21 protein-coding genes and 2 tRNA genes are annotated in these 22,264 nt (G+C 71.1%); 10 read left to right on the top strand and 13 right to left on the bottom strand.

What is annotated here, in order from left to right; all coding sequences use genetic code 11:
* Nucleotides 1–225 precede the first annotated feature (225 nt).
* From def to ACWIF2_RS13470, 8 genes are all read right to left on the bottom strand, one after another.
* On the bottom strand, nucleotides 226–876 hold the full coding sequence (gene def, locus ACWIF2_RS13435; RefSeq protein WP_454360343.1) for a peptide deformylase: 651 nt from the start codon (nucleotides 874–876) through the stop codon (nucleotides 226–228).
* A gap of 137 nt (nucleotides 877–1,013) precedes the next feature.
* A complete protein-coding gene (locus ACWIF2_RS13440; RefSeq protein ID WP_399024470.1) occupies nucleotides 1,014–1,994 on the bottom strand; it encodes a tetratricopeptide repeat protein in 981 nt (326 codons plus the stop codon).
* A gap of 117 nt (nucleotides 1,995–2,111) precedes the next feature.
* Nucleotides 2,112–3,359, bottom strand: coding sequence for an HD domain-containing protein (locus ACWIF2_RS13445; protein ID WP_454360345.1), 1,248 nt, complete (start codon nucleotides 3,357–3,359; stop codon nucleotides 2,112–2,114).
* Entirely contained in the window at nucleotides 3,356–4,687 is a 1,332-nt protein-coding gene (locus tag ACWIF2_RS13450) for an HD-GYP domain-containing protein (protein WP_454360347.1), read from the bottom strand. Before ACWIF2_RS13450 ends, ACWIF2_RS13445 begins: the two co-directional genes overlap by 4 nt.
* A 163-nt stretch (nucleotides 4,688–4,850) precedes the next feature.
* Nucleotides 4,851–5,162: a mycothiol system anti-sigma-R factor gene (gene rsrA / locus ACWIF2_RS13455; protein ID WP_432966240.1), complete on the bottom strand. Its 312-nt coding sequence runs from the start codon at nucleotides 5,160–5,162 to the stop codon at nucleotides 4,851–4,853.
* A complete protein-coding gene (gene sigR / locus ACWIF2_RS13460; RefSeq protein ID WP_189723136.1) occupies nucleotides 5,159–5,845 on the bottom strand; it encodes an RNA polymerase sigma factor SigR in 687 nt (228 codons plus the stop codon). The genes rsrA and sigR overlap by 4 nt, the downstream gene beginning before the upstream one ends.
* A 256-nt stretch (nucleotides 5,846–6,101) precedes the next feature.
* Entirely contained in the window at nucleotides 6,102–6,740 is a 639-nt protein-coding gene (locus ACWIF2_RS13465; protein ID WP_454360349.1) for an alpha/beta hydrolase family protein, read from the bottom strand.
* 1 nt (nucleotide 6,741) lies between these two features.
* Nucleotides 6,742–7,557 (bottom strand): SOS response-associated peptidase, encoded by an 816-nt coding sequence (locus ACWIF2_RS13470; protein WP_454360351.1) that lies wholly within the window; start codon nucleotides 7,555–7,557, stop codon nucleotides 6,742–6,744.
* A gap of 50 nt (nucleotides 7,558–7,607) precedes the next feature.
* Here ACWIF2_RS13470 and ACWIF2_RS13475 point away from each other — a divergent pair, with 50 nt between their 5' ends.
* The 4 genes from ACWIF2_RS13475 to ACWIF2_RS13490 all read left to right on the top strand — a co-directional run bounded on the left by ACWIF2_RS13475 (nucleotide 7,608) and on the right by ACWIF2_RS13490 (nucleotide 11,222).
* Complete coding sequence (locus ACWIF2_RS13475) at nucleotides 7,608–8,330, top strand: M50 family metallopeptidase (RefSeq protein WP_454360353.1); 723 nt, start codon at nucleotides 7,608–7,610, stop codon at nucleotides 8,328–8,330.
* Between the two features lie 124 nt (nucleotides 8,331–8,454).
* Nucleotides 8,455–9,771 (top strand): 3-phosphoshikimate 1-carboxyvinyltransferase, encoded by a 1,317-nt coding sequence (gene aroA, locus ACWIF2_RS13480; protein WP_454360355.1) that lies wholly within the window; start codon nucleotides 8,455–8,457, stop codon nucleotides 9,769–9,771.
* A 17-nt stretch (nucleotides 9,772–9,788) separates the two neighbouring features.
* Entirely contained in the window at nucleotides 9,789–10,799 is a 1,011-nt protein-coding gene (gene rsgA, locus ACWIF2_RS13485) for a ribosome small subunit-dependent GTPase A (protein ID WP_454360357.1), read from the top strand.
* Between the two features lie 99 nt (nucleotides 10,800–10,898).
* Nucleotides 10,899–11,222, top strand: a complete 324-nt coding sequence (locus tag ACWIF2_RS13490; RefSeq protein WP_193481056.1) for a DMT family transporter — start codon at nucleotides 10,899–10,901, stop codon at nucleotides 11,220–11,222.
* Nucleotides 11,223–11,229: 7 nt separating this feature from the next.
* On the opposite strand, the gene ACWIF2_RS13495 is transcribed toward ACWIF2_RS13490, so the two are convergent.
* Complete coding sequence (locus tag ACWIF2_RS13495; protein ID WP_454360359.1) at nucleotides 11,230–11,835, bottom strand: TetR/AcrR family transcriptional regulator; 606 nt, start codon at nucleotides 11,833–11,835, stop codon at nucleotides 11,230–11,232.
* Nucleotides 11,836–12,064: 229 nt separating this feature from the next.
* Between ACWIF2_RS13495 and hisN the strand changes: the two genes are divergently transcribed.
* The 6 genes from hisN (at nucleotide 12,065) to ACWIF2_RS13525 (ending at nucleotide 16,888) form a co-directional block, all read left to right on the top strand.
* Nucleotides 12,065–12,865: a histidinol-phosphatase gene (gene hisN, locus ACWIF2_RS13500; RefSeq protein ID WP_454360361.1), complete on the top strand. Its 801-nt coding sequence runs from the start codon at nucleotides 12,065–12,067 to the stop codon at nucleotides 12,863–12,865.
* Nucleotides 12,866–13,016: 151 nt separating this feature from the next.
* Nucleotides 13,017–13,409: a CBS domain-containing protein gene (locus ACWIF2_RS13505; RefSeq protein WP_382490477.1), complete on the top strand. Its 393-nt coding sequence runs from the start codon at nucleotides 13,017–13,019 to the stop codon at nucleotides 13,407–13,409.
* 156 nt (nucleotides 13,410–13,565) lie between these two features.
* Nucleotides 13,566–13,982: a Fur family transcriptional regulator gene (locus tag ACWIF2_RS13510; protein ID WP_382490476.1), complete on the top strand. Its 417-nt coding sequence runs from the start codon at nucleotides 13,566–13,568 to the stop codon at nucleotides 13,980–13,982.
* A gap of 136 nt (nucleotides 13,983–14,118) precedes the next feature.
* A complete protein-coding gene (locus tag ACWIF2_RS13515) occupies nucleotides 14,119–14,886 on the top strand; it encodes an ABC transporter ATP-binding protein (RefSeq protein WP_454360363.1) in 768 nt (255 codons plus the stop codon).
* A complete protein-coding gene (locus ACWIF2_RS13520) occupies nucleotides 14,883–15,746 on the top strand; it encodes an ABC transporter permease (RefSeq protein ID WP_454360365.1) in 864 nt (287 codons plus the stop codon). Before ACWIF2_RS13515 ends, ACWIF2_RS13520 begins: the two co-directional genes overlap by 4 nt.
* Entirely contained in the window at nucleotides 15,743–16,888 is a 1,146-nt protein-coding gene (locus ACWIF2_RS13525; RefSeq protein WP_454360367.1) for an ABC transporter substrate-binding protein, read from the top strand. The genes ACWIF2_RS13520 and ACWIF2_RS13525 overlap by 4 nt, the downstream gene beginning before the upstream one ends.
* Before the next feature lie 66 nt (nucleotides 16,889–16,954).
* Here the strand turns inward: ACWIF2_RS13525 and ACWIF2_RS13530 are convergent.
* The 4 genes from ACWIF2_RS13530 to ACWIF2_RS13545 all read right to left on the bottom strand — a co-directional run bounded on the left by ACWIF2_RS13530 (nucleotide 16,955) and on the right by ACWIF2_RS13545 (nucleotide 22,243).
* A tRNA-Met gene (locus ACWIF2_RS13530) sits at nucleotides 16,955–17,028 on the bottom strand.
* An 80-nt stretch (nucleotides 17,029–17,108) separates the two neighbouring features.
* A complete protein-coding gene (locus tag ACWIF2_RS13535) occupies nucleotides 17,109–18,929 on the bottom strand; it encodes a tetratricopeptide repeat protein (protein ID WP_454360369.1) in 1,821 nt (606 codons plus the stop codon).
* Nucleotides 18,930–19,163: 234 nt separating this feature from the next.
* Nucleotides 19,164–19,237, bottom strand: a tRNA-Met gene (locus ACWIF2_RS13540).
* Nucleotides 19,238–19,294: 57 nt separating this feature from the next.
* Nucleotides 19,295–22,243 (bottom strand): UPF0182 family membrane protein, encoded by a 2,949-nt coding sequence (locus ACWIF2_RS13545; RefSeq protein WP_454360383.1) that lies wholly within the window; start codon nucleotides 22,241–22,243, stop codon nucleotides 19,295–19,297.
* Nucleotides 22,244–22,264: the final 21 nt, after the last annotated feature.

A 22,264-nucleotide genomic window follows, 5' to 3' on the forward strand; every position in this document is an offset into this window, starting at 1 on the left:
ACCCCGCTCATCCCATTCAGCACTACAACTGACCGTTCTGGGAACGCATTTGCTCCATTCACTACCCCACAGTGCCGGGATCCTCCCGGTGTGTGACTGGTAGCGGATCACCAGGAGAGCAGAAGCGATCGAACGTGCGACGGACAGACGAACGGCACAGGCGAACGGCGTCTGTTCAGGACGGGATTCCCGAACAGACGCCGTTCGCCTGGTGCTCGTGAGGTCTCAGTCGTTCGCGACCACGGGGTAGCGAGGCTCGTTCTCGGCCATCTGCCGCAGCGCGTCCTTGCGCTCCCGCTTGGAGAGCCGGTCGATGTACAGGTAGCCGTAGAGGTGGTCGGTCTCGTGCTGCAAACACCGAGCGAAGTATCCGGTGCCACGGACCTTGATCGGGTTGCCCTTCTCGTCCTGCCCGGTCACCTCGGCGTAGTCGGGCCGGGCGAGCGGGGCGTACGCGGTGGGCACGGACAGACAGCCCTCGTTGCTGTCGTCCAGCCGGCGCTTCTCGGCGGGCAGTTCGACGAGCCTGGGGTTGCAGACCACGCCGGTGTGCCGGAGGCCCTCGTCGTCGGGGCAGTCGTAGATGAAGACCTTCAGGTCGACACCGATCTGGTTGGCGGCCAGGCCGACGCCCTCGGCGGTGCGCTGGCTGGCGAACATGTCCGCGACGAGCTGCTGGAACTCCTCGCCGAACTCGGTGACGTCCTTGCACTCCTTGTGCAGCACCGGGTTCCCGACCACCGTGATCGGCCGCGAGGTCCCCCGCTCCCGCCAGGCCGCCTCGCGCTCCTCGCAGTCCTCCGTGTCGATCACGTACCCCTCGTCATCGACGGGGAGCACGCCCGCGTGCTGCTGATCGGTGTCCTGCTGAGCCATGACGTTACGTACGCCTTCCTGAACAAATCCAAGCTGGGATGCTGATACAGGTTACGCCGGTGTCGGACGCCCCTTTTTTCTTGGGGGCGCGGGGAACTGCGCGAAGAACCACGACGGCGCCGCACACGACAACGGCGCTAACAGACCTCTTCCAGATCCCGCCAGTCCCGAGAATCCGGACTGTCAGCCACCCACCCGTCCAGCAGCCCCCGCACAAGAGACGCCGGCGCAGCCAACCCGCACTCCCGCTCCGGCACCCACAGCTGCCCGTCCGTCCGATGCCCCAGCGGCCCGGGATGCCCCGGCTCACTGTGATCATGCGGATCGAGATGCTCCCCGTCCCCCTCGTCCGACGGCATCCGGGACTCGGAACACATCCGGCACAGCAACCGCACCGAGGAGGACCAGTCCTCCGCGGCGAACCCGGCATCCCCCGCCAGCTGCTCCAGCGCGTCCCGGTCCGCCTCGGTCGCCGCCTCCAGCAGCACCACCCACGTCGGCACCGGCGACGGCGCCCACAGCTCGATCTCGTCGAACACCGGGTAGGTGTGCCCGGCGGCCGTGGTCCGCTCCCCGTGCGGCACCCCGTCGTGCAGGACGACCTCGCCCCAGCGCCGCCCCGAAGACGGCAGCGGAATGGACAGCACCTCGATCCGCGCGGGATCCAGCCGCCGCCCCCACACGACCTCGGCCTCCCCCTCCGGGGACAGCCGTACGGCCGCGCTGCCGAGATCCATGCCGACGGGCTCGCCGGCGGCCATGGCGGAACCCGGCATCCGCAGCCCGTAGGCCTGCCAGGCGCGCCGGGCCAGCGGCCAGTCCTGGAGTGCGGTCGCTGCGATGCCGACGTTCCACCAGTCGGGCGCGCCGGTGTCCCGGTCGAGCAGGGCCACGGCCCTCAGGCCCGCCGCCCGCGCCTGCTCCCAGTCGTGCCGGAACTTGTGCAGCAGGGCCAGGTTGAACCACGACTCGGACAACCAGGGCTCCAGGTCGGCGGCACGTGTCAACAGTGCGCCCGCGTCCTCGTACCGGCCGTCGCCGATAAGTGTGAACGCCCGGTCTGTGGCCTGCCGCCAGGAGGCGGAGGGCCGGTGCCGTCCCTTGCCGAAGATCCTCACGATTCCCGCCTGCCAGTTCCGTGCGGTGGGCTGGCCGTAGCTGTGTTTCGAGCCCCCGGACACCTTCTCCTTCGCATCCAACCACGTACGGCCTCCGAGGCGCTCATTACCCATGGGTTACCCAGCCACGGGCAGAGTCAGACTGCTCCTTGCCAGTACCCGGGCCAGTGATTCCACCACCTCCGGCGCGTACTTCCCGGCGGTGGCGAGCCGGAGTTCCTCCAGCGCCGTCAGCGGCCCGCCGGGCCCGCCTTCCCTGGACTTCTCCTCGTACGCGTTCACGGCCCGGACGATTCGCGCGGCCAGCGGCTGCTCGGCGTAGGGGTCGGCCTGCCGCTCCACGACCACGGCGACCGCCTCGTCGACCCCGGTATGCCGTACGACGGCGCCGCCGAGCAGCGCGATCCGCCGCTGTTCCGCGGCGGGCAGGTCGGCGGTGGCGCCCGCCGGCACCGGGTCGACGAGGCTCAGCTGGCCGATGTCGTGCATGAGCGCGGCGTACTCCAGCACGGCCAGCTCGGGCTCGGTCAGGCCCAGGTCCCGCCCCACCGCCTGGCCGAGCGCGGCGACGCGCCGGGCGTGCCCGCAGGGGGTGTAGCCGGCGACCTCGGTGGCCCGTGCGAGGGAGGCGATGGTCTGCCGGTACGTGGCCCGGACGGCGGCGTACCTCCGGAACGACATCTGGGCGAGCAGCAGCGGCACGGAGAAGACGGGCAGCGCCCACAGCCCGACGACGGCGACCGCGAGCGCCATCACGGCCCCGGTCGCGATGACGGCGGACCCGATGCCGCACACGGCCCGCAGCTCGTCCCGCAGCACCGGGCCGAAGGGCCAGCCGGTGCGGGAGTGGGCCAGGGCGGCGGCGAGCACCGCGTCGCACAGCGCGGTCAGGGACAGCAGCGCGAGCAGCAGCAGCGCGTAGGCGTGGCCGCCCCAGTCGTCGAACATCCCCCGGCTGTAGGGGGGCTGGAAGCACACAGCGACGAATCCGACGGTGAGCATGCGGCGCGCCAGGTGGTCGAGCGTGGGCCCCTGCCCGCGTGCGACATGCGGCACGCTGCCGAGCAGTGAGGCGGCCAGTACGACGGCGATTACCTGGGCCAGGCCGTGGTGCGTGGCCCGCCCGCCGGCCTCCCCGAGCAGGGCGTACGACAGGGCCGCCGCGGCCCCGAGCGGTGCCGGCTCCCGGATCCGCGCGCCGTTGCGCCGGGTGAGCTCCCCGACGGTGACGAGGACCCCGAAGGCGAGGGCGACGCGGCGTTCCTCGAGTCCGTTGTAGAGGGTGACGGCGAGGGAGCTCGTGGCGAGGAGGGCGGCACAGGCGTGGACGAGGGTGCGCAGGAGCGGCGCCCCGCACGCGCTCACCGGTGTGCTCCCGGCCGGCTGGAGACGGGTTCGCCGGGCGCGGGCACCCGGGGTGTGCGGGCGTCGTCGGCGGTCACCGCGGGGTGCCAGCCCGCCCGCCGTACGGCCTCGACCAGGGCCGCGACCATCACGGGGTCGAAGTGGCTGCCCGCGCACCGCTCCAGTTCCTCCAGGGCCACCGGGACGGGGCGGGCCCTGCTGTAGCTCCGGGTGGAGGTCATGGCGTCGAAGGCGTCGGCGACCGCCACGACCCGTGCGGACTCCGGGATCTGACGGCCCACCAGCCCGTAGGGGTACCCGCTGCCGTCCAGCCGTTCGTGGTGGTGCAGTACGGCGGCCCGGGCCTCCCCGAGGAAGCCGATGCCGCGCACCATCTCGTGCCCGTACTCGGGGTGCAGCTCGATCACGCGCCGTTCCTCGGGGGTCAGCGGCCCGTTCTTCCTGAGCAGCCGGGTGGGCACGCCCAGCTTGCCGACGTCGTGCAGGATCCCGGCGAAGCGGAGCACCTCGACGCGCTCGTCGTCCATGCCCAGCTCGCGCGCGATCATCATGGAGGCCTGCCCGACGCGCTCGCTGTGCCCGCGCGTGTACCCGTCCTTGATGTCGACGGCCTGGACCAGCGCCCGGATGGTCGCCTGGTGGGCGGCCCGTTCCCGGTGGTACTGCGCGAACGCCCACCACGAGACGCACATCGGCAGCAGCACGAGCAGCGCGGCCACGGGACCGTACGGGCTGCGCCACAGGACGGCCATCATCAGCCCGGCGAGCCCGTGCACGGCGATCGGCGCGAGCGAACGCGCCACCAGCCCCCGCCAGGCGCGCCGCACCGGCACCCGCTCGGCGGCGGCGAGGATCCCGCCGTCCAGCAGCGCGAGCACCAGGCAGAACGCCAGCACGGCGGCCCCGGCCGGCCCGAGCGCGTAGGGGACGTCGCCCGCCACGACCGCGTCCCGCCCGCCGAGCACCCAGTGCACCCGGGCCGCGGCCCACACCCCGAGGACGAGCTGGGCGGCCCGCCAGATCCGCCGCAGCGCCACAGGCCGCTGCCCGACGGGCGAGAGCAGCGCGGCGGGCACGGCGACCAGGGCGGCGGCGGGCGCCGGCAGCAGGAAGGCGCCGGCGAGCAGCACGGGGTAGAAGGTCCCGGCCGGGTGCGAGATGCCGACGAACCGGGACCGGGCGACGCGCTCGCACCCGGCGTACAGCGCGGCGAGCAGAGCGACCGCCCACCAGGGCGTACGGACGCCCGGCAGCGGGAGCAGACAGCACAGGGCGGCGACGGCGACACAGGCGACATAGACACGTGCCCGAGCCGATACCGCTTCCATGAGCCCCTCCCCGGCCATGTCCGTCAGGCCCGGAGCCTAGGACGGCGGTGGGGGGCTCCACGGGCAGATAGCCCGTGGATTAGCACGTTCGAGTGACGCGTTCGAGGGTGACTAGAGGATGACTACCCCTGGAGAGGCGGGGTAGTTGAAAAGCGCAGGAGTGTCAGGACTCCTGGGGCGAGGCAGGCGAGGCCGTGACGTCCTGGTCGGGAACCGCCTGGCCGGAACGGATCAGGTCGATCCGCCCCATGACCTTGGCCCGCAGGTCGCCCGGCACGTCGTCATGCCCGCAGCAGCGCTTGACCAGCTTCTTCACGGCCTGCTCGAGCCCGTACTTCTCGAGGCAGGGCGAGCATTCCTCGAAGTGGTGCTCGAACTTCACGCAGTCCGAGTCCGGCATCTCACGGTCGAGGAACTCGTAGAGATGATCGAGGATTTCGCTGCAATCCGTCTCGTGCGGCTCTCCGCAGCTCATGACCCCGAGCCTTTCGCTTCGTTCGACTCTCCGGCGCCGGCCGGAACCATCCCGCGGTCACGGGCGTAGTCCTCCAGCATGCCGCGCAGCTGACGGCGGCCCCGGTGCAGCCGGGACATCACCGTACCGATGGGTGTCCCCATGATGTCGGCGATCTCCTTGTAGGCAAACCCCTCGACGTCCGCGAGATACACGGCGATACGGAACTCCTCGGGGATCGCCTGGAGCGCTTCCTTCACGTCCGAGTCGGGCAGGTGGTCGAGCGCCTGCGACTCGGCGGAGCGCAGACCGGTCGACATGTGCGACTCGGCGCGGGCGAGCTGCCAGTCCTCGATCTCCTCGGCCGCGGAGCGCTGAGGTTCGCGCTGCTTCTTGCGGTACGAGTTGATGAAGGTGTTGGTGAGGATCCGGTACAGCCACGCCTTGAGGTTGGTGCCCTCACGGAACTGGTGGAAGGACGCGTACGCCTTGGCGTACGTCTCCTGCACCAGGTCCTCGGCGTCGGCCGGGTTGCGCGTCATGCGCAGCGCGGCCGAGTACATCTGGTCGAGGAACTCGAGCGCGTCCCGCTCGAAGCGCGCGCTGCGCTCCGCGGCCGTCTCCGCGCCCGTGCCGCCCTGGCCCTCGGGCTGCTCCGCCTGGCCGTGTTCGGTCCCTGCGTCGGTCCCAGTGACCGGACCCACCTCCTCGAGTGTTCTCGTGAGACCGAGACCGGTCTCACCCGAATCGGAGGATAGACGACGATCCGGTCCGCCCGCCGCCCGAACAGGGGCGGTCCTGGCCGCGTGCAGCACCGTCCACTCCAGGTCGGCACGGCTGCTGCGGCTCGGGCAGATGGTCGAACCCATGCGGCGGACTTCCTCTCCTACGGCGTCTGCGCTGGTCTCCAGCACGTACGTCCCGCACAACAGTGCCCGCCGCCCCGGCATTCCCGGAGCTTCACCCGAGTGACCCGGTCCACTCCACGACCGCGTCCGTGATGAGCGCCACGGCCTCCTCCTGCGAGATCTCCGCACGCTTGGGGACCGCGAAGCCGTGATCGCCGTACGGCACCTCGACGAGTTCGTACGAACCCGCGGGGAACTCCTCCGGCTTCCCGAACGGGTCGTTCCCGCCCTGGACGACCAGGGTGGGCACCCCGGAACCGAGCAGTTCGTCCGCCCGGGACTTCTCCGGCTTGCCCGGCGGGTGGAGGGGGAAGCTCAGGGCGAGGACCGCGTGGGCGCCCAGTTCGGCGGCGGTACGGCAGGCGACCCGGGCCCCGGCGCTGCGGCCGCCGGACACGACGGGCAGTCCCGGCCCGGCCAGCGCGGGCCAGATGCCGCGCCAGCCGACGTCCAGGGTCTTGGGCGCGGGCGCCAGCTTCTTCCCGGCCACCCGCCAGGGCTGCTCCACACGGGCCACGCTCACCCCGTGGGCGGGGAGAACGGCGGCCAGTGCCGTCAGATCGCGGGCCTCGATACCGCCGCCGGCGCCATGGCTGACGGCGAGCACCAGCCGCGCCTTCTTCGCCCGGTGCCAGGTGATGCGGGCGGGGCCCGCGTCGGTCTCGATGATCTCGGTCGTGTCGGAACTCACGTCAGAAGAGTGTGCCCTCTTCGGGCCCTTCCAGCTCCTTCAGCAGCTCCGGCCCGTTGTTGCGGACGTTGCTGACGGCCGTGGTGACGGGATAGGCGCGCATCAGCCCGGGGGGCGGCGGGGCGAGCAGCTCGCGCAGGTCGTCGGCGTCCGTGCGGGACGGGTCGAGCCAGGCGTCCCAGCGGTCGGGCGTGAGCATCAGCGGCATCCGGGGGTGGATCTCGGCCAGGGCCCGGGGACCGTCCGCCGGGGACACCGCCAGCGGGCTCGTCTCGGCCTCGGTGGTGATGACGGAGCACGTCACCCACCAGGACTGCGGGTGGTCGTCCGGCAGCGTCCCGTCCCGCCAGAACTCGTACAGCCCGGCCATGGCGAAGACCGACCCGTCCGCCGGTGTCACGAAGTACGGCTGCTTGCGGGGGCGCTTCTTCTTCCCCTCGACCTCCAGCTCGCGCTCCTGCGTGCCGGTGACCCACTCGTAGTAGCCGTCGGCGGGCAGGACACAGCGCCGGGAGGTGAAGGCGCGACGGAAGGACGGCTTCTCGTGGACGGTCTCCGCGCGGGCGTTGATCATCCGGGCGCCGCCCTCGGGGGTCTTCGACCAGGACGGGACGAGCCCCCACTTCAGCTTGCGCAGCTGCCGAACCGGCCGCGGGTCGTCCACGTCTTTGAGAGGACGGTCGAGGACGGCGTAGACCTCTTTGGTGGGCGCCACGTTGTAGTCGGGCTCGAGGGTCTCCTCGGGCTCCCACTTCTCGATCTCAAAGATTCCTGCGAGATCCTCTGGCCTGCGACTCGCTGAATACCGTCCGCACATACGTGCCACACTGCCAGATTCCATCCGACCACAGGGAGCCAACGCCTTACATGGACAGCACCGCTACCGCCTCGCTCGCCTCCCTCTGGGACGAGGTCTCCGGCACGCAGCCCGACCCCGACCTGTGGGTGGTGCTCGCGACCGCGGCCGTCGCGCTCGCCGTGGTGATCCCGCACGGCCTGTGGCGCATCTCCCGCAACGCCATCACCATCGCCCACGAGGGCGGTCACGGGCTCGTGGCCCTGCTCACCGGCCGCACCCTCACCGGCATACGGCTGCACTCGGACACCAGCGGCCTGACCGTCAGCCGCGGCAAGCCGCACGGCATCGGCATGATCCTCACGGCCGCCGCCGGCTACACCGCCCCTCCCCTGCTGGGCCTGGGCGGAGCGGCCCTGCTGGGCGCCGGCCGCATCACGCTCCTGCTGTGGCTGGCCACCGCCCTGCTCCTGATCATGCTCGTGATGATCCGCAACGCGTACGGTGCCCTGACCATGATCGTCACCGGCGGCCTGTTCGTCCTGGTGTCCTGGCTGGCCGGCCCTCAGGTACAGGCGGCGTTCGCCTATGTGGTGGTGTGGTTCCTGTTGCTGGGCGGGGTGCGCCCGGCGTTCGAACTCCAGGCGAAGCGGTCGCGGGGTGGCGCGGGTGATTCGGACGCGGACCAGCTGTCGCGACTGACGCACGTACCGGCGGCATTGTGGTTCTTCCTGTTCCACGCGGTGTCGCTGTGCTCTTTGATAGGCGGAGGGCGCTGGCTGCTCGGACTATGACGTGCCCCGAAGGGGCGCTGTCATAGGGGCGCGGGACTGTGTCGATGTGCGGCTCCGCCGCGTGGGCGCGAACAGCCCCAACGGCGCCGCACCCGAACGACGGCCTACTTATAAAGTGGGGGCCATGGCCCCGAACACCGCAGAAGCCGCCCTCTGGCCCGCCCCGCACGCGAGCGGAGCCGTCGACGCGACGGTCCACGTGCCCGGGTCCAAGTCGGTCACCAACCGCGCCCTCGTCCTCGCCTCCCTCGCCTCCGAGCCCGGCTGGCTGCGCCGCCCCCTGCGCTCCCGCGACACCCTGCTGATGGCCGGCGCCCTGCGCGCGATGGGCATCGAGATCGAGGAGGGCGTGGGCCCGGACGGGACGGGCGAGGCCTGGCGCGTGCTCCCCACGGGCCTGCGCGGACCGGCCACGGTCGACGTCGGCAACGCCGGCACGGTGATGCGGTTCCTGCCGCCGGTGGCCACGCTCGCCGACGGTGACGTCCGGTTCGACGGCGACCCTCGCTCGTACGAGCGTCCCCTGAACGGAGTCATCGACGCGCTGCGTCAGCTCGGCGCCCGGATCGACGACGACGGCCGCGGCGCGCTGCCGATGACCGTGCACGGCAGCGGCGCCCTGGAGGGCGGCCAGGTCGCTATCGACGCGTCCTCCTCGTCGCAGTTCGTGAGCGCGCTGCTGCTGTCCGGGCCGCGCTTCAACCAGGGCGTCGAGGTCCGCCACACCGGCAGCACGCTGCCCTCCATGCCGCACATCCGCATGACCGTCGACATGCTGCGCGCGGTCGGCGCCCAGGTGGACACGCCCGAGTCGGGCGGCGAGCCGAACGTGTGGCGGGTCACGCCGGGCGCCCTGCTCGGCCGGGATCTGGTCATCGAGCCGGACCTGTCCAACGCGCAGCCGTTCCTGGCGGCGGCGCTGGTGACCGGTGGCAAGGTCGTCGTCCCGGCCTGGCCGGCCCGCACCACTCAGCCCGGTGACCGGCTGCGCGAGATCTTCACCGAGATGGGCGGCTCCTGCGAACTGACCGAGTACGGCCTGGCCTTCACCGGCTCCGGCTCGATCCACGGCATCGATGTCGACCTGAGCGAGGTCGGCGAGCTGACGCCGGGCATCGCGGCGGTCGCGGCCCTCGCCGACTCCCCCTCGACCCTGCGCGGCGTGGCCCATCTGCGGCTGCACGAGACGGACCGGCTGGCCGCGCTGACGAAGGAGATCAACGAGCTCGGCGGCGATGTGACGGAGACCGCCGACGGCCTGCACATCCGCCCGCGCCGGCTGCACGGCGGGATCTTCCACACGTACGACGACCACCGCATGGCCACGGCCGGCGCGATCATCGGCCTCGCGGTCGAGGGAGTGCAGATCGAGAACGTGGCGACGACGGCCAAGACCCTGCCCGACTTCCCCGATCTGTGGACCGGGATGCTCGGGGCGTAGGACGCAGGGATCACGTCATGCGCCGCTACGGCAAGCACACCGACGAGGACGACATCCGCACCCGTCCCGGCCGCCGGAACACCCGGCCCCGGACGAACATCAGGCCCAAGCACGAGGACGCCGCCGAGGGCCTCGTCCTCACCGTCGACCGGGGCCGGCTCACCTGCCTCGTCGACGACCATGTGGTGATGGCGATGAAGGCCCGCGAGCTGGGCCGCAAGGCCGCCGTGGTCGGCGACCGCGTGGCCCTCGTGGGCGACCTGTCCGGTAAGAAGGACACCCTCGCCCGGATCGTCCGCATCGCGGAGCGCACGTCGGTGCTGCGCCGTACGGCGGACGACGACGATCCGTTCGAGCGCGTGGTCGTCGCCAACGCGGACCAGCTGGCCATCGTCACCGCCCTGGCCGACCCGGAGCCCCGCCCCCGCCTGATCGACCGCTGCCTGGTCGCGGCCTACGACGGTGGCCTGGAGCCGCTGCTGGTGCTGACCAAGTCGGACCTCGCCCCGCCCGACAAGCTGCTGGAGCTGTACGGCGACCTCGACATCCCCTACGTCGTCACGAGCCGCGCGGAACTGGACAGCGGTGTCGCCGTCGCCCGGGTGCGCGAGCAGCTCGACGGCAAGATCACCGCGTTCGTCGGGCACTCCGGGGTCGGCAAGACGACCCTGGTCAACGCCCTGGTGCCTCAGGAGCGGCGGCGTACGACCGGGCATGTGAACGCGGTGACGGGACGCGGCCGGCACACCACCACCTCGGCGCTGGCGCTGCCGCTGTCGGACAACGACGGCTGGGTGATCGACACCCCGGGCCTGCGGTCCTTCGGGCTGCACCACGTGGACCCGTCCCGGGTCATCCACGCCTTCCCCGACCTGGAGCCGGGCACCGAGGGCTGCCCGCGCGCGTGCAGCCACGACGAGCAGGACTGCGCCCTGGACGCGTGGGTGGCCGAGGGCCACGCGGACCCGGCGCGGCTGTACTCGCTGCGGCGGCTGCTGGCCACGCGGGAGCGGAAGGAAGGCGACTGACCTCAGCGTTGTTTGTCATGCTGTGCGGACGGTAAGTGCATACTCGCACGAAGCGGGCGGCAAGCGGTCACTGAACGTGGGATACGGGAGGAACGGCTCATGGCGTGGCTGCTGGTCATCGTGGCCGGGTTGCTGGAGACCGGCTTCGCCGTGTGTCTGAAGCTGTCGCACGGCTTCACACGACTCTGGCCGACGGTCGCGTTCTGCGTCTTCGCCCTCGGCAGCTTCGGGCTGCTGACCCTGGCGCTGAGGAGACTCGACGTGGGTCCCGCGTACGCGGTGTGGACCGGCATCGGGGCGGCGGGGACGGCGATCTACGGCATGGTGTTCCTGGGCGACCTGGTGTCCACGCTGAAGCTGGTGTCGATCAGTCTCGTCATCGTCGGCGTGATCGGGCTGCAGTTGTCGGGCTCGGCGCACTGACGCCGTGTCACCCGGGCTGTCGGTGCAGGGCGCTGCGGACCAGGTCGGTGACGCCGCCCTCGCCGGGTGGCGCGGCCACGCAGGACAGGGCGAGCCGGACGGCGAGTTCGCAGGAGCGGGCCAGGTCGGCTGAGTCCGACTGGGGTGCGCCGGGCCCGGACAGGACGGTGACGGCTCGGTCGCGGATGAGGGTGACGAGGTCGCCGGGTGAGGGCAGCGGGCCGTCGGCGCGGCGCTGGGCCGGTACGGCGGAGGTGGAGGGCACGGCCGAGAGGGTCGGCGAGGGCAGCCGTTCGCTCCAGCAGCCGGTGAGCATGGCGCGGACCAGGGCGTTCTCGCGGGCCGCCGACGTGGTCCACTCGGCGGTGGCGGTGAGCCGGTCGCGGAGGTCGCTGTGCCCGGCGAGCGCGCGGTCCACACCGGCGAGATACCCGTCGGCCTCTCTCCTCACGAGCGCCCGGGCGAGACCGTCCTTGCTGCCGAACTCGTTGTACAGCGTCTGCCGGGACACTCCGGCCGCCAGGGCCACGTCCACCATCCGCACGGCGGACCACGACCGGCGCGCCAGCGCCGCGTAGGCGGCGTCCAACAGAGATTCCCGCGCTGCAGGCATCGTTGCCTCCCCTTGGGGCCAGCGGCTCTGCGCCCAGATTTGACGGGCGTGCCACCACTGTCAAGGGTTCACGAGGGCATGCGGGGGGCGCCTTTGAGCCGACCTGCGCGGGTACCTCAGGCTGTCGAGCCGGGACCGCCTCCCTGCGCGTCAGGCGACCACAACGCCCCCACACCCCGGCACAAACCCCCTGTAGCCCCACCCCTACCTCGGCAGATAGGTTCGTTACATGCCCGACTACCTCGACGATCTGCGTCTCGCCCACGTCCTCGCCGACGCCGCCGACGCCGCGACGACGGACCGGTTCAAGGCCCTCGACCTCAAGGTCGAGACCAAACCGGACATGACGCCGGTGAGCGAAGCGGACAAGGCCGCGGAGGAACTCATCCGCGGTCAACTTCAGCGCGCCCGCCCGAGGGACGCGATCCTCGGCGAGGAGTACGGCGTCGAGGGCACCGGCCCCCGCCGCTGGGTCATCGACCCGATCGACGGCACCAAGAACTACGTACGCGGCGTCCCCGTCTGGGCCACCCTCATCTCACTGATGGAGGCCGGCGAGGGCGGTTTCCAGCCCGTGGTCGGCGTCGTCTCCGCCCCGGCCCTCGGCCGCCGCTGGTGGGCCGCGAAGGGCCACGGCGCCTTCACCGGCCGCAGCCTCACCAAGGCCTCCCGGCTGAACGTCTCCCGCGTCAACAAGCTCGCCGACGCCTCCTTCGCGTACTCGTCGCTCAGCGGCTGGGAGGCGCAGGGCCGTCTGGACGGCTTCCTGGACCTCACCCGAGAGGTGTGGCGCACGCGCGCGTACGGCGACTTCTGGCCGTACATGATGGTCGCCGAAGGCTCCATCGACATGTGCGCCGAGCCGGAGCTGTCGCTGTGGGACATGGCCGCCCCCGCGATCATCGTCACCGAGGCCGGCGGCACCTTCACCGGACTCGACGCCCGCCCGGGCCCGCACAGCGGCGACGCCGCCGCGTCGAACGGTCTGCTGCACGACGAGTTGCTCGGGTATCTCAACCAGCGCTACTGAGTACGCCCGCTGACACCGAGCGCGCCCCGCTGTTACCGAGCGCCCCCTTGTTGACCCTCCCTTTACCTGCCACCCTGAGAGTCCCCCCAACTTGTGAATTTGTGAAACGCTGAACAAACGGAGGGGGCACTCCCAGGAGGTGGCTCGATCCATGCTCGTCCGTGACGCCATGAGCACCGTCGTCCTCACCATCGGCCCGACCCACACCCTTCGACAGGCCGCCACGCTGATGTCCGCGCGGCGGGTCGGGGCGGCCGTGGTCCACGACCCCGACGCCGGCGGCATCGGCATCCTCACCGAACGCGACATCCTCAACTCCGTGGGCAAGGGCCAGGACCCGGACACGGAACGCGCCCACGCCCACACCACCACAGACGTCGTGTTCGCGGCTCCGGCCTGGACGCTTGAGGAGGCGGCACGAGCCATGACGCACGGCGGCTTCCGCCATCTCATCGTGCTGGACGACGACGAACCCGCCGGCATCGTCTCGGTCCGCGACATCATCCGCTGCTGGGTACCGGCCCGTCAGCAGGTACCCGCCTGACAGCACGACCGGGCCGGCGCCCCTCCAGAGGGCCCGGCCCGGGCACCACCCCGCCCCGCCTCACCCCATCGCGACATAGACAGCGTCTAAAACAGGTGACATTCTAAACTCACACCTGTTCGGGACCTGGTCCGTTTTGCTGTTAGGCTGGTGGCCATGAGTGACCTTCTGGAACGGCTGCGCGGACGCGGATGGCGGATGACCGCGCAGCGGCGTGTCGTGGCCGAGGTCCTCGACGGCGAACACGTCCATCTGACGGCCGACGAGGTCCACGCCCGGGCCGTCGCCAAGCTGCCCGAGATCTCCCGGGCGACCGTCTACAACACGCTCGGTGAGCTCGTGACCCTCGGCGAGGTGCTGGAGGTCTCCACCGACCAGCGCGCCAAGCGGTACGACCCGAACGCGCACCAGCCGCACCACCACCTGGTCTGCGCCCGGTGCGGCGCGATCCGGGACGTCCACCCGATCGGCAACCCGCTGGCGGACCTCCCCGACTCGGAGCGCTTCGGCTTCACCGTCTCGGACGTCGAGGTGACGTACCGCGGCGTCTGCCCGAACTGCGCGGCCGCCTAGCCCCTCCCCTTCCCGACAGCCCCGGCATCGACGGATGCCGGGGCTCGTCCGTGTCTGCGCACTTCCCGTACCTGACGAGTCGTCATATGGTCAACGGCACCCACCAGTCCGTTCCGCACTCCGCGAGGAGACCGAAGTGGGAGAGCCGTATCCAAAACTCACCGCCCATGACCTGACACGCACCTTCGGCCGAGGCCCCCGCGCGGTCGACGCCCTCGGCCCCCTCGACCTGACCGTCGCTCCCGGCGAGTTCGTCTGCCTCGTAGGCCCCTCCGGCTGCGGCAAATCCACCTTGCTGCGCATCGCCGCCGGCCTGCTCCGGCCCAGTACCGGCACGCTGGAGATCCGCACCTCCAGCGCCCGCCCGGCGGCCATGATCTTCCAGGACTACGGCATCTACGACTGGAAGACCGTCCAGGCCAACGTCCGTTTCGGCCTCGACGTGGGGCGCGTTCCGCGCCGGGAGGCGAACGCCCGCGCCGCCGAGTGGCTGGCCCGCCTGGGCCTCGCCGACTTCGCGCAGGCCTATCCGGCGACCCTCTCGGGCGGTATGCGCCAGCGGGTCGCCATCGCCCGCGCGCTCGCCGTCGAGCCCGAACTGCTGCTGATGGACGAACCGTTCGCCGCCCTGGACGCACAGCTCCGCACGATCCTCCAGGACGAACTGCTGGAGATCACCCAGGCGCTGCGCACGACGACCCTCTTCATCACCCACAGCCTGGAGGAGGCGATCGTCCTCGGCGACCGTGTGTTCGTGATGTCCGCGCGCCCGGGCCGGATCATCGCCGAACACCGCCCGCCCTTCCCGCGCCCGCGCACCGGCGACGTCCGCGCCGCGCCCGAGTTCACGGCGCTGAAGAGCGAGCTGTGGGACCTGCTGCGGAAGGAGGCGGTGCCGGCATGACCACCGTCGCCCCCGGGACACGAGGCCCGGCCCTGGTCCGCCGCCCGGGCCCGCACGAGTTGCACCCCGCACGCACCCATCGCCGCCGCCGCGCCCTGGAACTGTCCCTCGCGGCGGCCGTCCCCCTCCTCCTGGTGCTGCTCTGGCAGCTGGCGGCCGTCCGGGGCTGGATCGACGAGCGCGTCTACCCGGCACCGTCCACGATCCTCGCCGACGGCTGGGACCGGGCCGCTGCCGGTGACCTGTGGCCGGACGTGTGGGCGACCCTCAAGCGCGTCCTGGCCGGCTACGCCGTGGGCACGGCGGCCGGTTACCTGCTGGGCCTGCTGATGGGTTCGCTGCCGCTGGTACGGGCCGCCCTGGAACCGCTCCTGGACGCCCTGTACGTCGTACCGAAGCTGGCCCTGCTGCCCGTCTTCCTCAACATGTTCGGCCTGGGCGAGGGCCCTCAGGTGGCCCTGGTGGCGGCCACGGTCTTCTTCTTCGTCTGGATCTCCACGATGTCCGCGGTCATGGCCGTCCCCGACGGCCACCGCGACGCCGGCCGGGTCTTCGGTGCCTCCCCTTGGCAGATGTTCCGCCACGTCCTGCTGCCGGCCTCCTTGCCCGCCGTCCTGGTCGGCGCGCGGATCGCGGCGGGCGTGGCGGTCCTGGTGATCGTCGCCTCCGAGCAGATCGCCGCGACCGACGGCCTGGGTCATCTGATCTTCGACTCCCGCGCCCTCTTCCAGAACGACGTGATGTTCGTCGGCATCGTCTGCGTCGCCGTCCTGGGCGTGCTCTTCTCCGAACTGGTCCGGTTCGCCGGCCGGTTGCTCACTCCGTGGGCACCGCGCGACCGGGGACGGGGGCAGGCATGAGGGCACATAGGTACGGCCTCGCCCTGCTCGCGGGCGCGCTGCTGGCCTCGGCGGCCTGCTCGTCGCCGTCCTCCGGACCGTCGCAGCCGAAGGCCGACACGGCGACGCGCACGATCCGCCCGGTCAAGGGCTGCGGCGCCGCGTCCTGGACGGACCCCGCCGACCGCGCCCCCGACCGCACCCCGGCCCGCTGCCGCCCGGGCTCCCCGGCCCCGCGACCCCTCACCGAGCCCCGGAAGCTGACGATCGCCACGGGCACGCTGAGCGCGGAGTACGTGGCACCCTTGCGGGTCGCCCTCGACAAAGGCGAGTTCGACAAGGAGGGCCTGGACGTCACGCTGAGGGTGCTGCCGACACCCGAGGCCCTCCCGCTGCTGGCCAAGGGCGAGATCGACGCGCTCTGGGCGGCCCCGGAAGCGGCGGTCATGAACGGCATCCGCGGCGGCTTCGTCATCCGCTGGGTCGCGGGGAACTTCTCCCCCGGCCCGAAGTCCAAGAGCGGCCTGTGGGTCCGGCTGAACGACGGTGAGACGCCGGCCGCCGTCCGAATGGCCGACCGCACACTCGGCACGATGATCGGCAAGGGCTCGGTGATCGCCTACCCCATGGAGCAGGCCCTGGAGCAGCACGGCGGCGGCCTCGACCGGATCCGCTACCAGCAGCTGGGGTCGGCCGACGTCCTCACGGCCCTACAGAACGGCGGCGTCGACTCCGCGTGGCTGCTGGACCCGGTGTGGCGCCGGGTCGACGGCGAGCGGGGCTACGCCTTCCTGGGCGGCCAGCCGCCCGGCGAGCCCCTGGGCGGCATGCTCTACGGCCCGAGCCTGCTGGACGACGACGTGGACGCGGGGGTGGCCCTGCTGCGGGCGTACATCCGCACGGTCAACACGTACTTCGCCGCCGACTACAAACAGAACGAGAGATACGTCACCTATCTGGCGGATCTCCTGAAGACGGACGCGGCGATCCTCCGCTCCACACCGTCCCTCCGCATGGACTGGGAGATCCGCAGCGGCACGACGGCCCGCCTCCAGGCGGCCTACCGGGCACAGGGCGTGGCGAAGGACGACGCGGTCCCCGAGTCCCGGACGGTGAACCGTTCCCTCTACGAGGAAGCGGTGGGACATCGCCCCCGCCCCTGAACACACATGCCCCTCAACACACACCGAGGGCCGGAACCCTTTCGGATTCCGGCCCTCGGCCTTCAGTAGCGGGGACAGGATTTGAACCTGCGACCTCTGGGTTATGAGCCCAGCGAGCTACCGAGCTGCTCCACCCCGCGTCGGTGAATGCAACGTTACGTGAACGCGGAGGCCGGATGCAAATCGCTTACGCAGCGGCACCTCGCAGCCCGGCCCAGCTCTACGCCGACAGCTCCTGCCGCAACGCGTCCCGCAACCGAGCCGCCCGCTCCGCCACGGACGCCGGCCCGAGAGACACCGCACGGTCGGCCCACCGCTGCCCCTCCGCCAGCTCCCCCCGACGCGCGTAGACCAGGGCCAGCCGCAACGCCGCCCGCCCATGCCCCGCATCGGCCGCCCGCGTCCACCACACGGCCGCCTCGGGCTCACTGCCCTCCCTGGCCAGCAGCAGCCCCAGATTGAACGCGCCGTTGCGGGACCCGGCCTCGGCCGCCTCCCGGTACCACCGGGCCGCCTCGACGAGGTCCCCCCGGGCCGCGGCGTGCATGCCGACCCGCACCTGCGCCCGCCGGTGGCCCTGTGAGGCCGCCCGCTCGTACCACTCCTCGCACTCGCTCCGCCGGTGCACCGGCTCCCCGAGCTCGTGCGCGGGCTCCGGCGGCCGGCGCGCGTCGAGCACGGTCGCCAGCCGGTACGCGGCCTCGGCGCTCCCGCCCCCGGCCGCGCACCGCAGGTGCCGCTCGGCCTCCTGGTCGTCGCCGTCCCGCAGCCGCGCCATGCCGACCTGCAGCGCAGCCTCCGTGTGCCCGGCGGCTGCGGCCCGCTCGTACCAGCGCAGCGCGGCCTGCTCCTCACCCCGTCCGGCGTGGAGGATGCCCAGGTTGAAGGCGGCGTCCACGCTCCCGGCCTCCGCGGCCTTGGAGAACCACGGCTCCGCGCCCGTCTCGTCCCCGGCCCGCAGCAGCAGGATCGCCAGCGCGTTCGCGGCTTCCTGGTGCCCGGCGTAGGCCGCGCGCCGGTACCACTGCTCGGCGTGCGGGGTGCGCCCCTGCTCGGCGCAGAGCAGCCCGAGGTTGTACGCGCCGTTCACGTCGCCGGCGTCCATCGCGGCGCGGTACCACCGCTCGGCGGTCTGGGTCTCGCCCCGCTCGGCGTGCAGCGCGCCCAGCGCGTTCGCCGCGTTGCCGTCGCCGTCCTGAGCGGCCCGCAGCCACCACACGGCGGCGTTCTCGGTGTCGCCCGCGTCACGCAGCAGGAATCCGAGCGCGCAGGCGGCCCGCGCCTCGCCGTCCTTGGCGGACGTCAGGTACCAGCGGCCTGCCTCCTTGAGCCGGCCGCGCTTCTCCAGGATCGTCCCGAGGTGCAGCGCGGCCCTCCGGTGTCCGCGCGCGGCGGCCTGCCGGTACCACTGCTCGGCCTCGTCCGGCACGGGTGCGCCGTCGTCGTCGGCCTCCCGCGCCGCCTTGCGGTCCAGCGCCCGCGCCAGCCGGTACGCCGCCTCCCGGTGCCCGCGCTCGGCCGCGGCCCGCATCCAGTGCTCGGCCGCGGCGTCGCCGCGGTGCTCCAGCAGGTCGGCGAGGGCGTACGCGCCCAGGGTGTGACCCTGTTCCGCGGACTGGCGCAGCCAGTACTCGGCGGCGGGTTCGTCGCCCCGCTCGCGGTGGTGCCGGCCGAGGGCGTGCGCGGCGGCCGTGGACCCGGCGACGGCGGCGATCCGCCACCATCCGGCGGCCTCGTCGGCGTATCCCCGCTGGTGGAGAAGGACTCCCAGGTTGTTGGCGGCGGCCCGGTCGCCCGCGGCGGTGGCGGCACGCAGATGAGGTTCGGCACCGTCGAGATCGCCACGGCGCAGCAGCATGGCCCCGAGGACACTCATCGCCTCGACGTCGCCGGCCTCCGCGGCGAGCCGCTGACGCAGCTCCTCGGCTGCCTCATCGGCGATTTCCCCGGTCTCGTCCGGGGTGTCGGTGTCCTCCCGGCTGGAAGGCTGCACAAAACGCCCTGTCTCGAACAGAGTTGCCTTGTCCCCCATAACGTCCATCGTCGCACCACCTGCAACCTGGGTACACCTGGTATACCGCAGCCATTGAGGTCACTACAGCGTTTTGTCGACATGCCCACAGAGAGACAAGTCAAACACAGATTTCCCAACTCCCCCCGGCGGCACGGCCGCAGTCCGCACCAGCACATGCGTTCACACATCACAAAGGCCCGGATTCCTTTGTGGAATCCGGGCCTTCGGTGTCGCTCCGTCACTCGGACTTCGCGATTTCAGTAGCGGGGACAGGATTTGAACCTGCGACCTCTGGGTTATGAGCCCAGCGAGCTACCGAGCTGCTCCACCCCGCGCCGTTGTGTTCACAACCGTATCACGGCGCGGGTGGAGCGTTTGACCAGGCCGGAGGCCTAGCTGCTCGGCTTGGGACTCGGACTGCCGCTCGGGCTCCCGCTCGGACTGGCGCTGGGCTTGCTCTCGCCGCCCCCGGCACCGCCGGCCTTGTCCGCCGCCGCCTGGGCCTCCTCGGCGCGCTGCAGGGCGTCCTCCAGGTCCTTCTGCGCCCGGCCGTACGCCTCCCAGTCGTTCTCCTTCAGGGCGTCCTGGCCCTCCGTGAACGCCTTCTGGGCGTCTTCCAGGGCCTGCTTGACCGTCGGGTCCTCGGACGTCGGCGGTGGCGTCGTATCGCCGTCGGTCGGTGGCTCAGGCGTCGCACCCTCCGCTCCGAAGACCTTGTTGAGGGCCTCCCCGAGCGTGTTCTCGAAGGCCGTCTGGCCTCCGTAGGTGACCAGCACCTTGCGCAGCAGCGGGTACTTCAGTCCACCACCGCGTACGTAGACCGGCTCCACGTACAGCAGTCCTCCGTCGAGCGGCACCGTCAGCAGGTTGCCGTACTCGACCTCGGAGTCACCGCCTCTCAGGAGCCTGATGGACTCGGCGATGTCCTCTTGGGAGTTGAACTGGCTCTGGACCTGCTTGGGTCCGTTGACCGTGGTGTTGGTCGGCAGTTTCAGGATTCTGATCTTGCCGTAGTCGCTGGTGCCCGCCTCGGCGTCGACGGCCATGAACGCGCTGAGGTTGTCCCGGCCGTTGGGCGTGAAGGTCGTCGTCAGCGAGAACGCCTGCGCCTGCTGGTCGGGCATCTTCATGCTCAGGTAGTACGGCGGCACCGCGCTGCCCGACCGGTTCGTCGGGTCGTCCGGCACCTGCCACACCTCGCTGCCGCTGAGGAACGTGGTCGCGTCCTTCACGTGGTAGCGCGTGAGCAGCTCCCGCTGGACCTTGAACAGGTCCTGGGGATAGCGCAGATGGTCCATCAACGGCTTGGAGATCTCACTCTTGGGCTTCACCGTGTCCGGGAAGGCCTTCATCCAGGTCTTCAGGACCGGGTCCTTGGTGTCCCACTGGAAGAGCTTGACCTCGCCGGTGTACGCGTCGACGGTCGCCTTCACCGAGTTGCGGATGTAGTTGACCTGGTTCTGCTGGGCCACCACCGCGCGGTTGTCGTTGGTGGCGGTCAGCGAGTCGGCCGTGGTGTCACCGAGGGTCGTACGCGAGGAGTACGGGTATCCGTTCGTCGTCGTGTACGCGTCGACGATCCACTGGATACGGCCGTCCACGACCGCCGGGTAGGCGTCTCCGTCGATGGTCAGCCAGGGGGCGACCGCCTCGACGCGCTCCTTGGGCGTGCGGTTGTACAGGACCCGCGAACCCTCGCCGATGGCGCCGGAGTAGAGGATCTGCGGTTCGCCGAACGCCACCGCGTACGCGGCCCGGTTGACCGGGTTGGAGAGGTTGACCCCGCTGTCGCCCTTGTAGCTGGTGGTCTTCTCGCCGTTGTCGTCGGAGTAGTCGATCTCCTTCTGGGGACCGCCGACGATCGAGTACGTGGTGGTCTTCTCGCCGTAGTAGACCCGCTGCTCGTACGTCCCGAGGTCGCCCTCGGAGGGCAGGTCGGACTCCGTGAACACCGGCCGGCCCTGGGCGTCCGCGCTGGTGCCCTCGGCGGCGACCGCTCCGTACCCGTGGGTGTAGCGGAAGTGGTTGTTGATCCAGTTCTTCTTGGGGATGCCCGCGAGGTTCAGCTCACGCAGGCCGATGACCGTGTCCTGGTCCTTGCCGTCCTTGGAGTAACGGTCAACGTCCAGATTGTTCGGGAACGCGTAGTAGTTCCTGATCTGCTGGAGCTGCTGGAACGTCGGCGAGACGACATTCGGGTCCATGATCCGGATGCTCGCCGTGGAGTCGACGTCGTCGCGGAGCTTGGTCTTGTCCTCGGTCTTGCTGGTACCCGTGTAGTCGGTGACCTTGGTGCCGTCGATGCCGTAGGCCTTGCGCGTCGCCTCGAGGTTCTTCTCGACGTACGGCGCTTCCTTGGCCTGCTCGTTCGGCTGGACCTGGAACTTCTGCACGATCGCCGGGTAGAGGCCGCCGATGAGGATCGCGGAGAGCACCATCAGGCCGAAGCCGATCACGGGCAGCTGCCAGGTGCGCCGCCACAGGGTGGCGAAGAACAGCAGCGCGCAGATGACCGCGATGCAGAACAGGATCGTCTTGGCCGGCAGATAGGCGTTGGCGTCGACGTACCTCAGGCCCGTCCAGTTGTCGGTCGCCCTGAAGTCGCTGGACTTGACCGCGAGTCCGTACCGGTCGAGCCAGTACGCGACCGCCTTCAGGGCCACGAAGACGCCGATGAGCACCGACAGGTGCCCGGTGGCCGCCGCCGTGGCGCGCGCGCCGGGGCTGGTGACGCGCAGCCCGCCGTACAGGTAGTGCGTGAGCGCGGCGGCGATCACGGACAGGATCGCGGCGGCGAAGCCGAAGCCGAGCAGGAACCGGTACCAGGGCAGGTCGAAGGCGTAGAACGAGACGTCCAGCTTGAACTGCGGGTCCTTCTCGCCGAACGGAACGCCGTTGACCCACATCAGCCAGGTCCGCCACTGGCCGGACGCGGAGGCGCCCGCGATCAGGCCCACCAGCGCGGTGATCCCGAACAGCAGCCACTTCTTGTAGGGCGCGATGCCCATCCGGTAGCGGTCGAGGTTCTGCTGCTCCATCGACATGGCGCTCAGCGGTGGCCGCAGCCGGTGCGCCAGCCAGATGTTGAGGCCGACGGCGACGGCCATGAGCAGGCCGAAGACGAAGAAGAGCCCGATCTTGGTCCACAGGGTCGTGGTGAAGACCGACGAGTAGTTCACCGACCGGTACCAGAGCCAGTCCGTCCAAAAGCCCGCGAACATGGTGAACGCCATGCCGAGAACGGCCAGGACGCCCAGCGTCATGAGCAGGGTGCGGACACGCCGGGACGGGCGGCCCACTCTCATCCGCGGCCCTGTCGGGCCTCCGCCGCGGTCCGGCATCTGGAAAGCCAAGGTGCGCAC

Source organism: Streptomyces sp. NPDC055506, assembly GCF_053643595.1.

Excerpts from the sequence above, each read along its gene's own strand:
- hisN (WP_454360361.1), top strand. The coding sequence starts at position 12,065 with ATGCCCGACTACCTCGACGATCTGCGTCTCGCCCACGTCCTCGCCGAC.
- aroA (WP_454360355.1), top strand. The coding sequence starts at position 8,455 with ATGGCCCCGAACACCGCAGAAGCCGCCCTCTGGCCCGCCCCGCACGCG.
- rsrA (WP_432966240.1), bottom strand. The coding sequence starts at position 5,162 with ATGAGCTGCGGAGAGCCGCACGAGACGGATTGCAGCGAAATCCTCGAT.
- ACWIF2_RS13520 (WP_454360365.1), top strand. The coding sequence starts at position 14,883 with ATGACCACCGTCGCCCCCGGGACACGAGGCCCGGCCCTGGTCCGCCGC.
- ACWIF2_RS13450 (WP_454360347.1), bottom strand. The coding sequence starts at position 4,687 with ATGGAAGCGGTATCGGCTCGGGCACGTGTCTATGTCGCCTGTGTCGCC.
- ACWIF2_RS13535 (WP_454360369.1), bottom strand. The coding sequence starts at position 18,929 with ATGGACGTTATGGGGGACAAGGCAACTCTGTTCGAGACAGGGCGTTTT.
- ACWIF2_RS13525 (WP_454360367.1), top strand. The coding sequence starts at position 15,743 with ATGAGGGCACATAGGTACGGCCTCGCCCTGCTCGCGGGCGCGCTGCTG.
- def (WP_454360343.1), bottom strand. The coding sequence starts at position 876 with ATGGCTCAGCAGGACACCGATCAGCAGCACGCGGGCGTGCTCCCCGTC.
- rsgA (WP_454360357.1), top strand. The coding sequence starts at position 9,789 with ATGCGCCGCTACGGCAAGCACACCGACGAGGACGACATCCGCACCCGT.
- ACWIF2_RS13495 (WP_454360359.1), bottom strand. The coding sequence starts at position 11,835 with ATGCCTGCAGCGCGGGAATCTCTGTTGGACGCCGCCTACGCGGCGCTG.
- ACWIF2_RS13510 (WP_382490476.1), top strand. The coding sequence starts at position 13,566 with ATGAGTGACCTTCTGGAACGGCTGCGCGGACGCGGATGGCGGATGACC.
- ACWIF2_RS13505 (WP_382490477.1), top strand. The coding sequence starts at position 13,017 with ATGCTCGTCCGTGACGCCATGAGCACCGTCGTCCTCACCATCGGCCCG.
- ACWIF2_RS13475 (WP_454360353.1), top strand. The coding sequence starts at position 7,608 with ATGGACAGCACCGCTACCGCCTCGCTCGCCTCCCTCTGGGACGAGGTC.
- ACWIF2_RS13545 (WP_454360383.1), bottom strand. The coding sequence starts at position 22,243 with ATGCCGGACCGCGGCGGAGGCCCGACAGGGCCGCGGATGAGAGTGGGC.
- ACWIF2_RS13470 (WP_454360351.1), bottom strand. The coding sequence starts at position 7,557 with ATGTGCGGACGGTATTCAGCGAGTCGCAGGCCAGAGGATCTCGCAGGA.
- ACWIF2_RS13490 (WP_193481056.1), top strand. The coding sequence starts at position 10,899 with ATGGCGTGGCTGCTGGTCATCGTGGCCGGGTTGCTGGAGACCGGCTTC.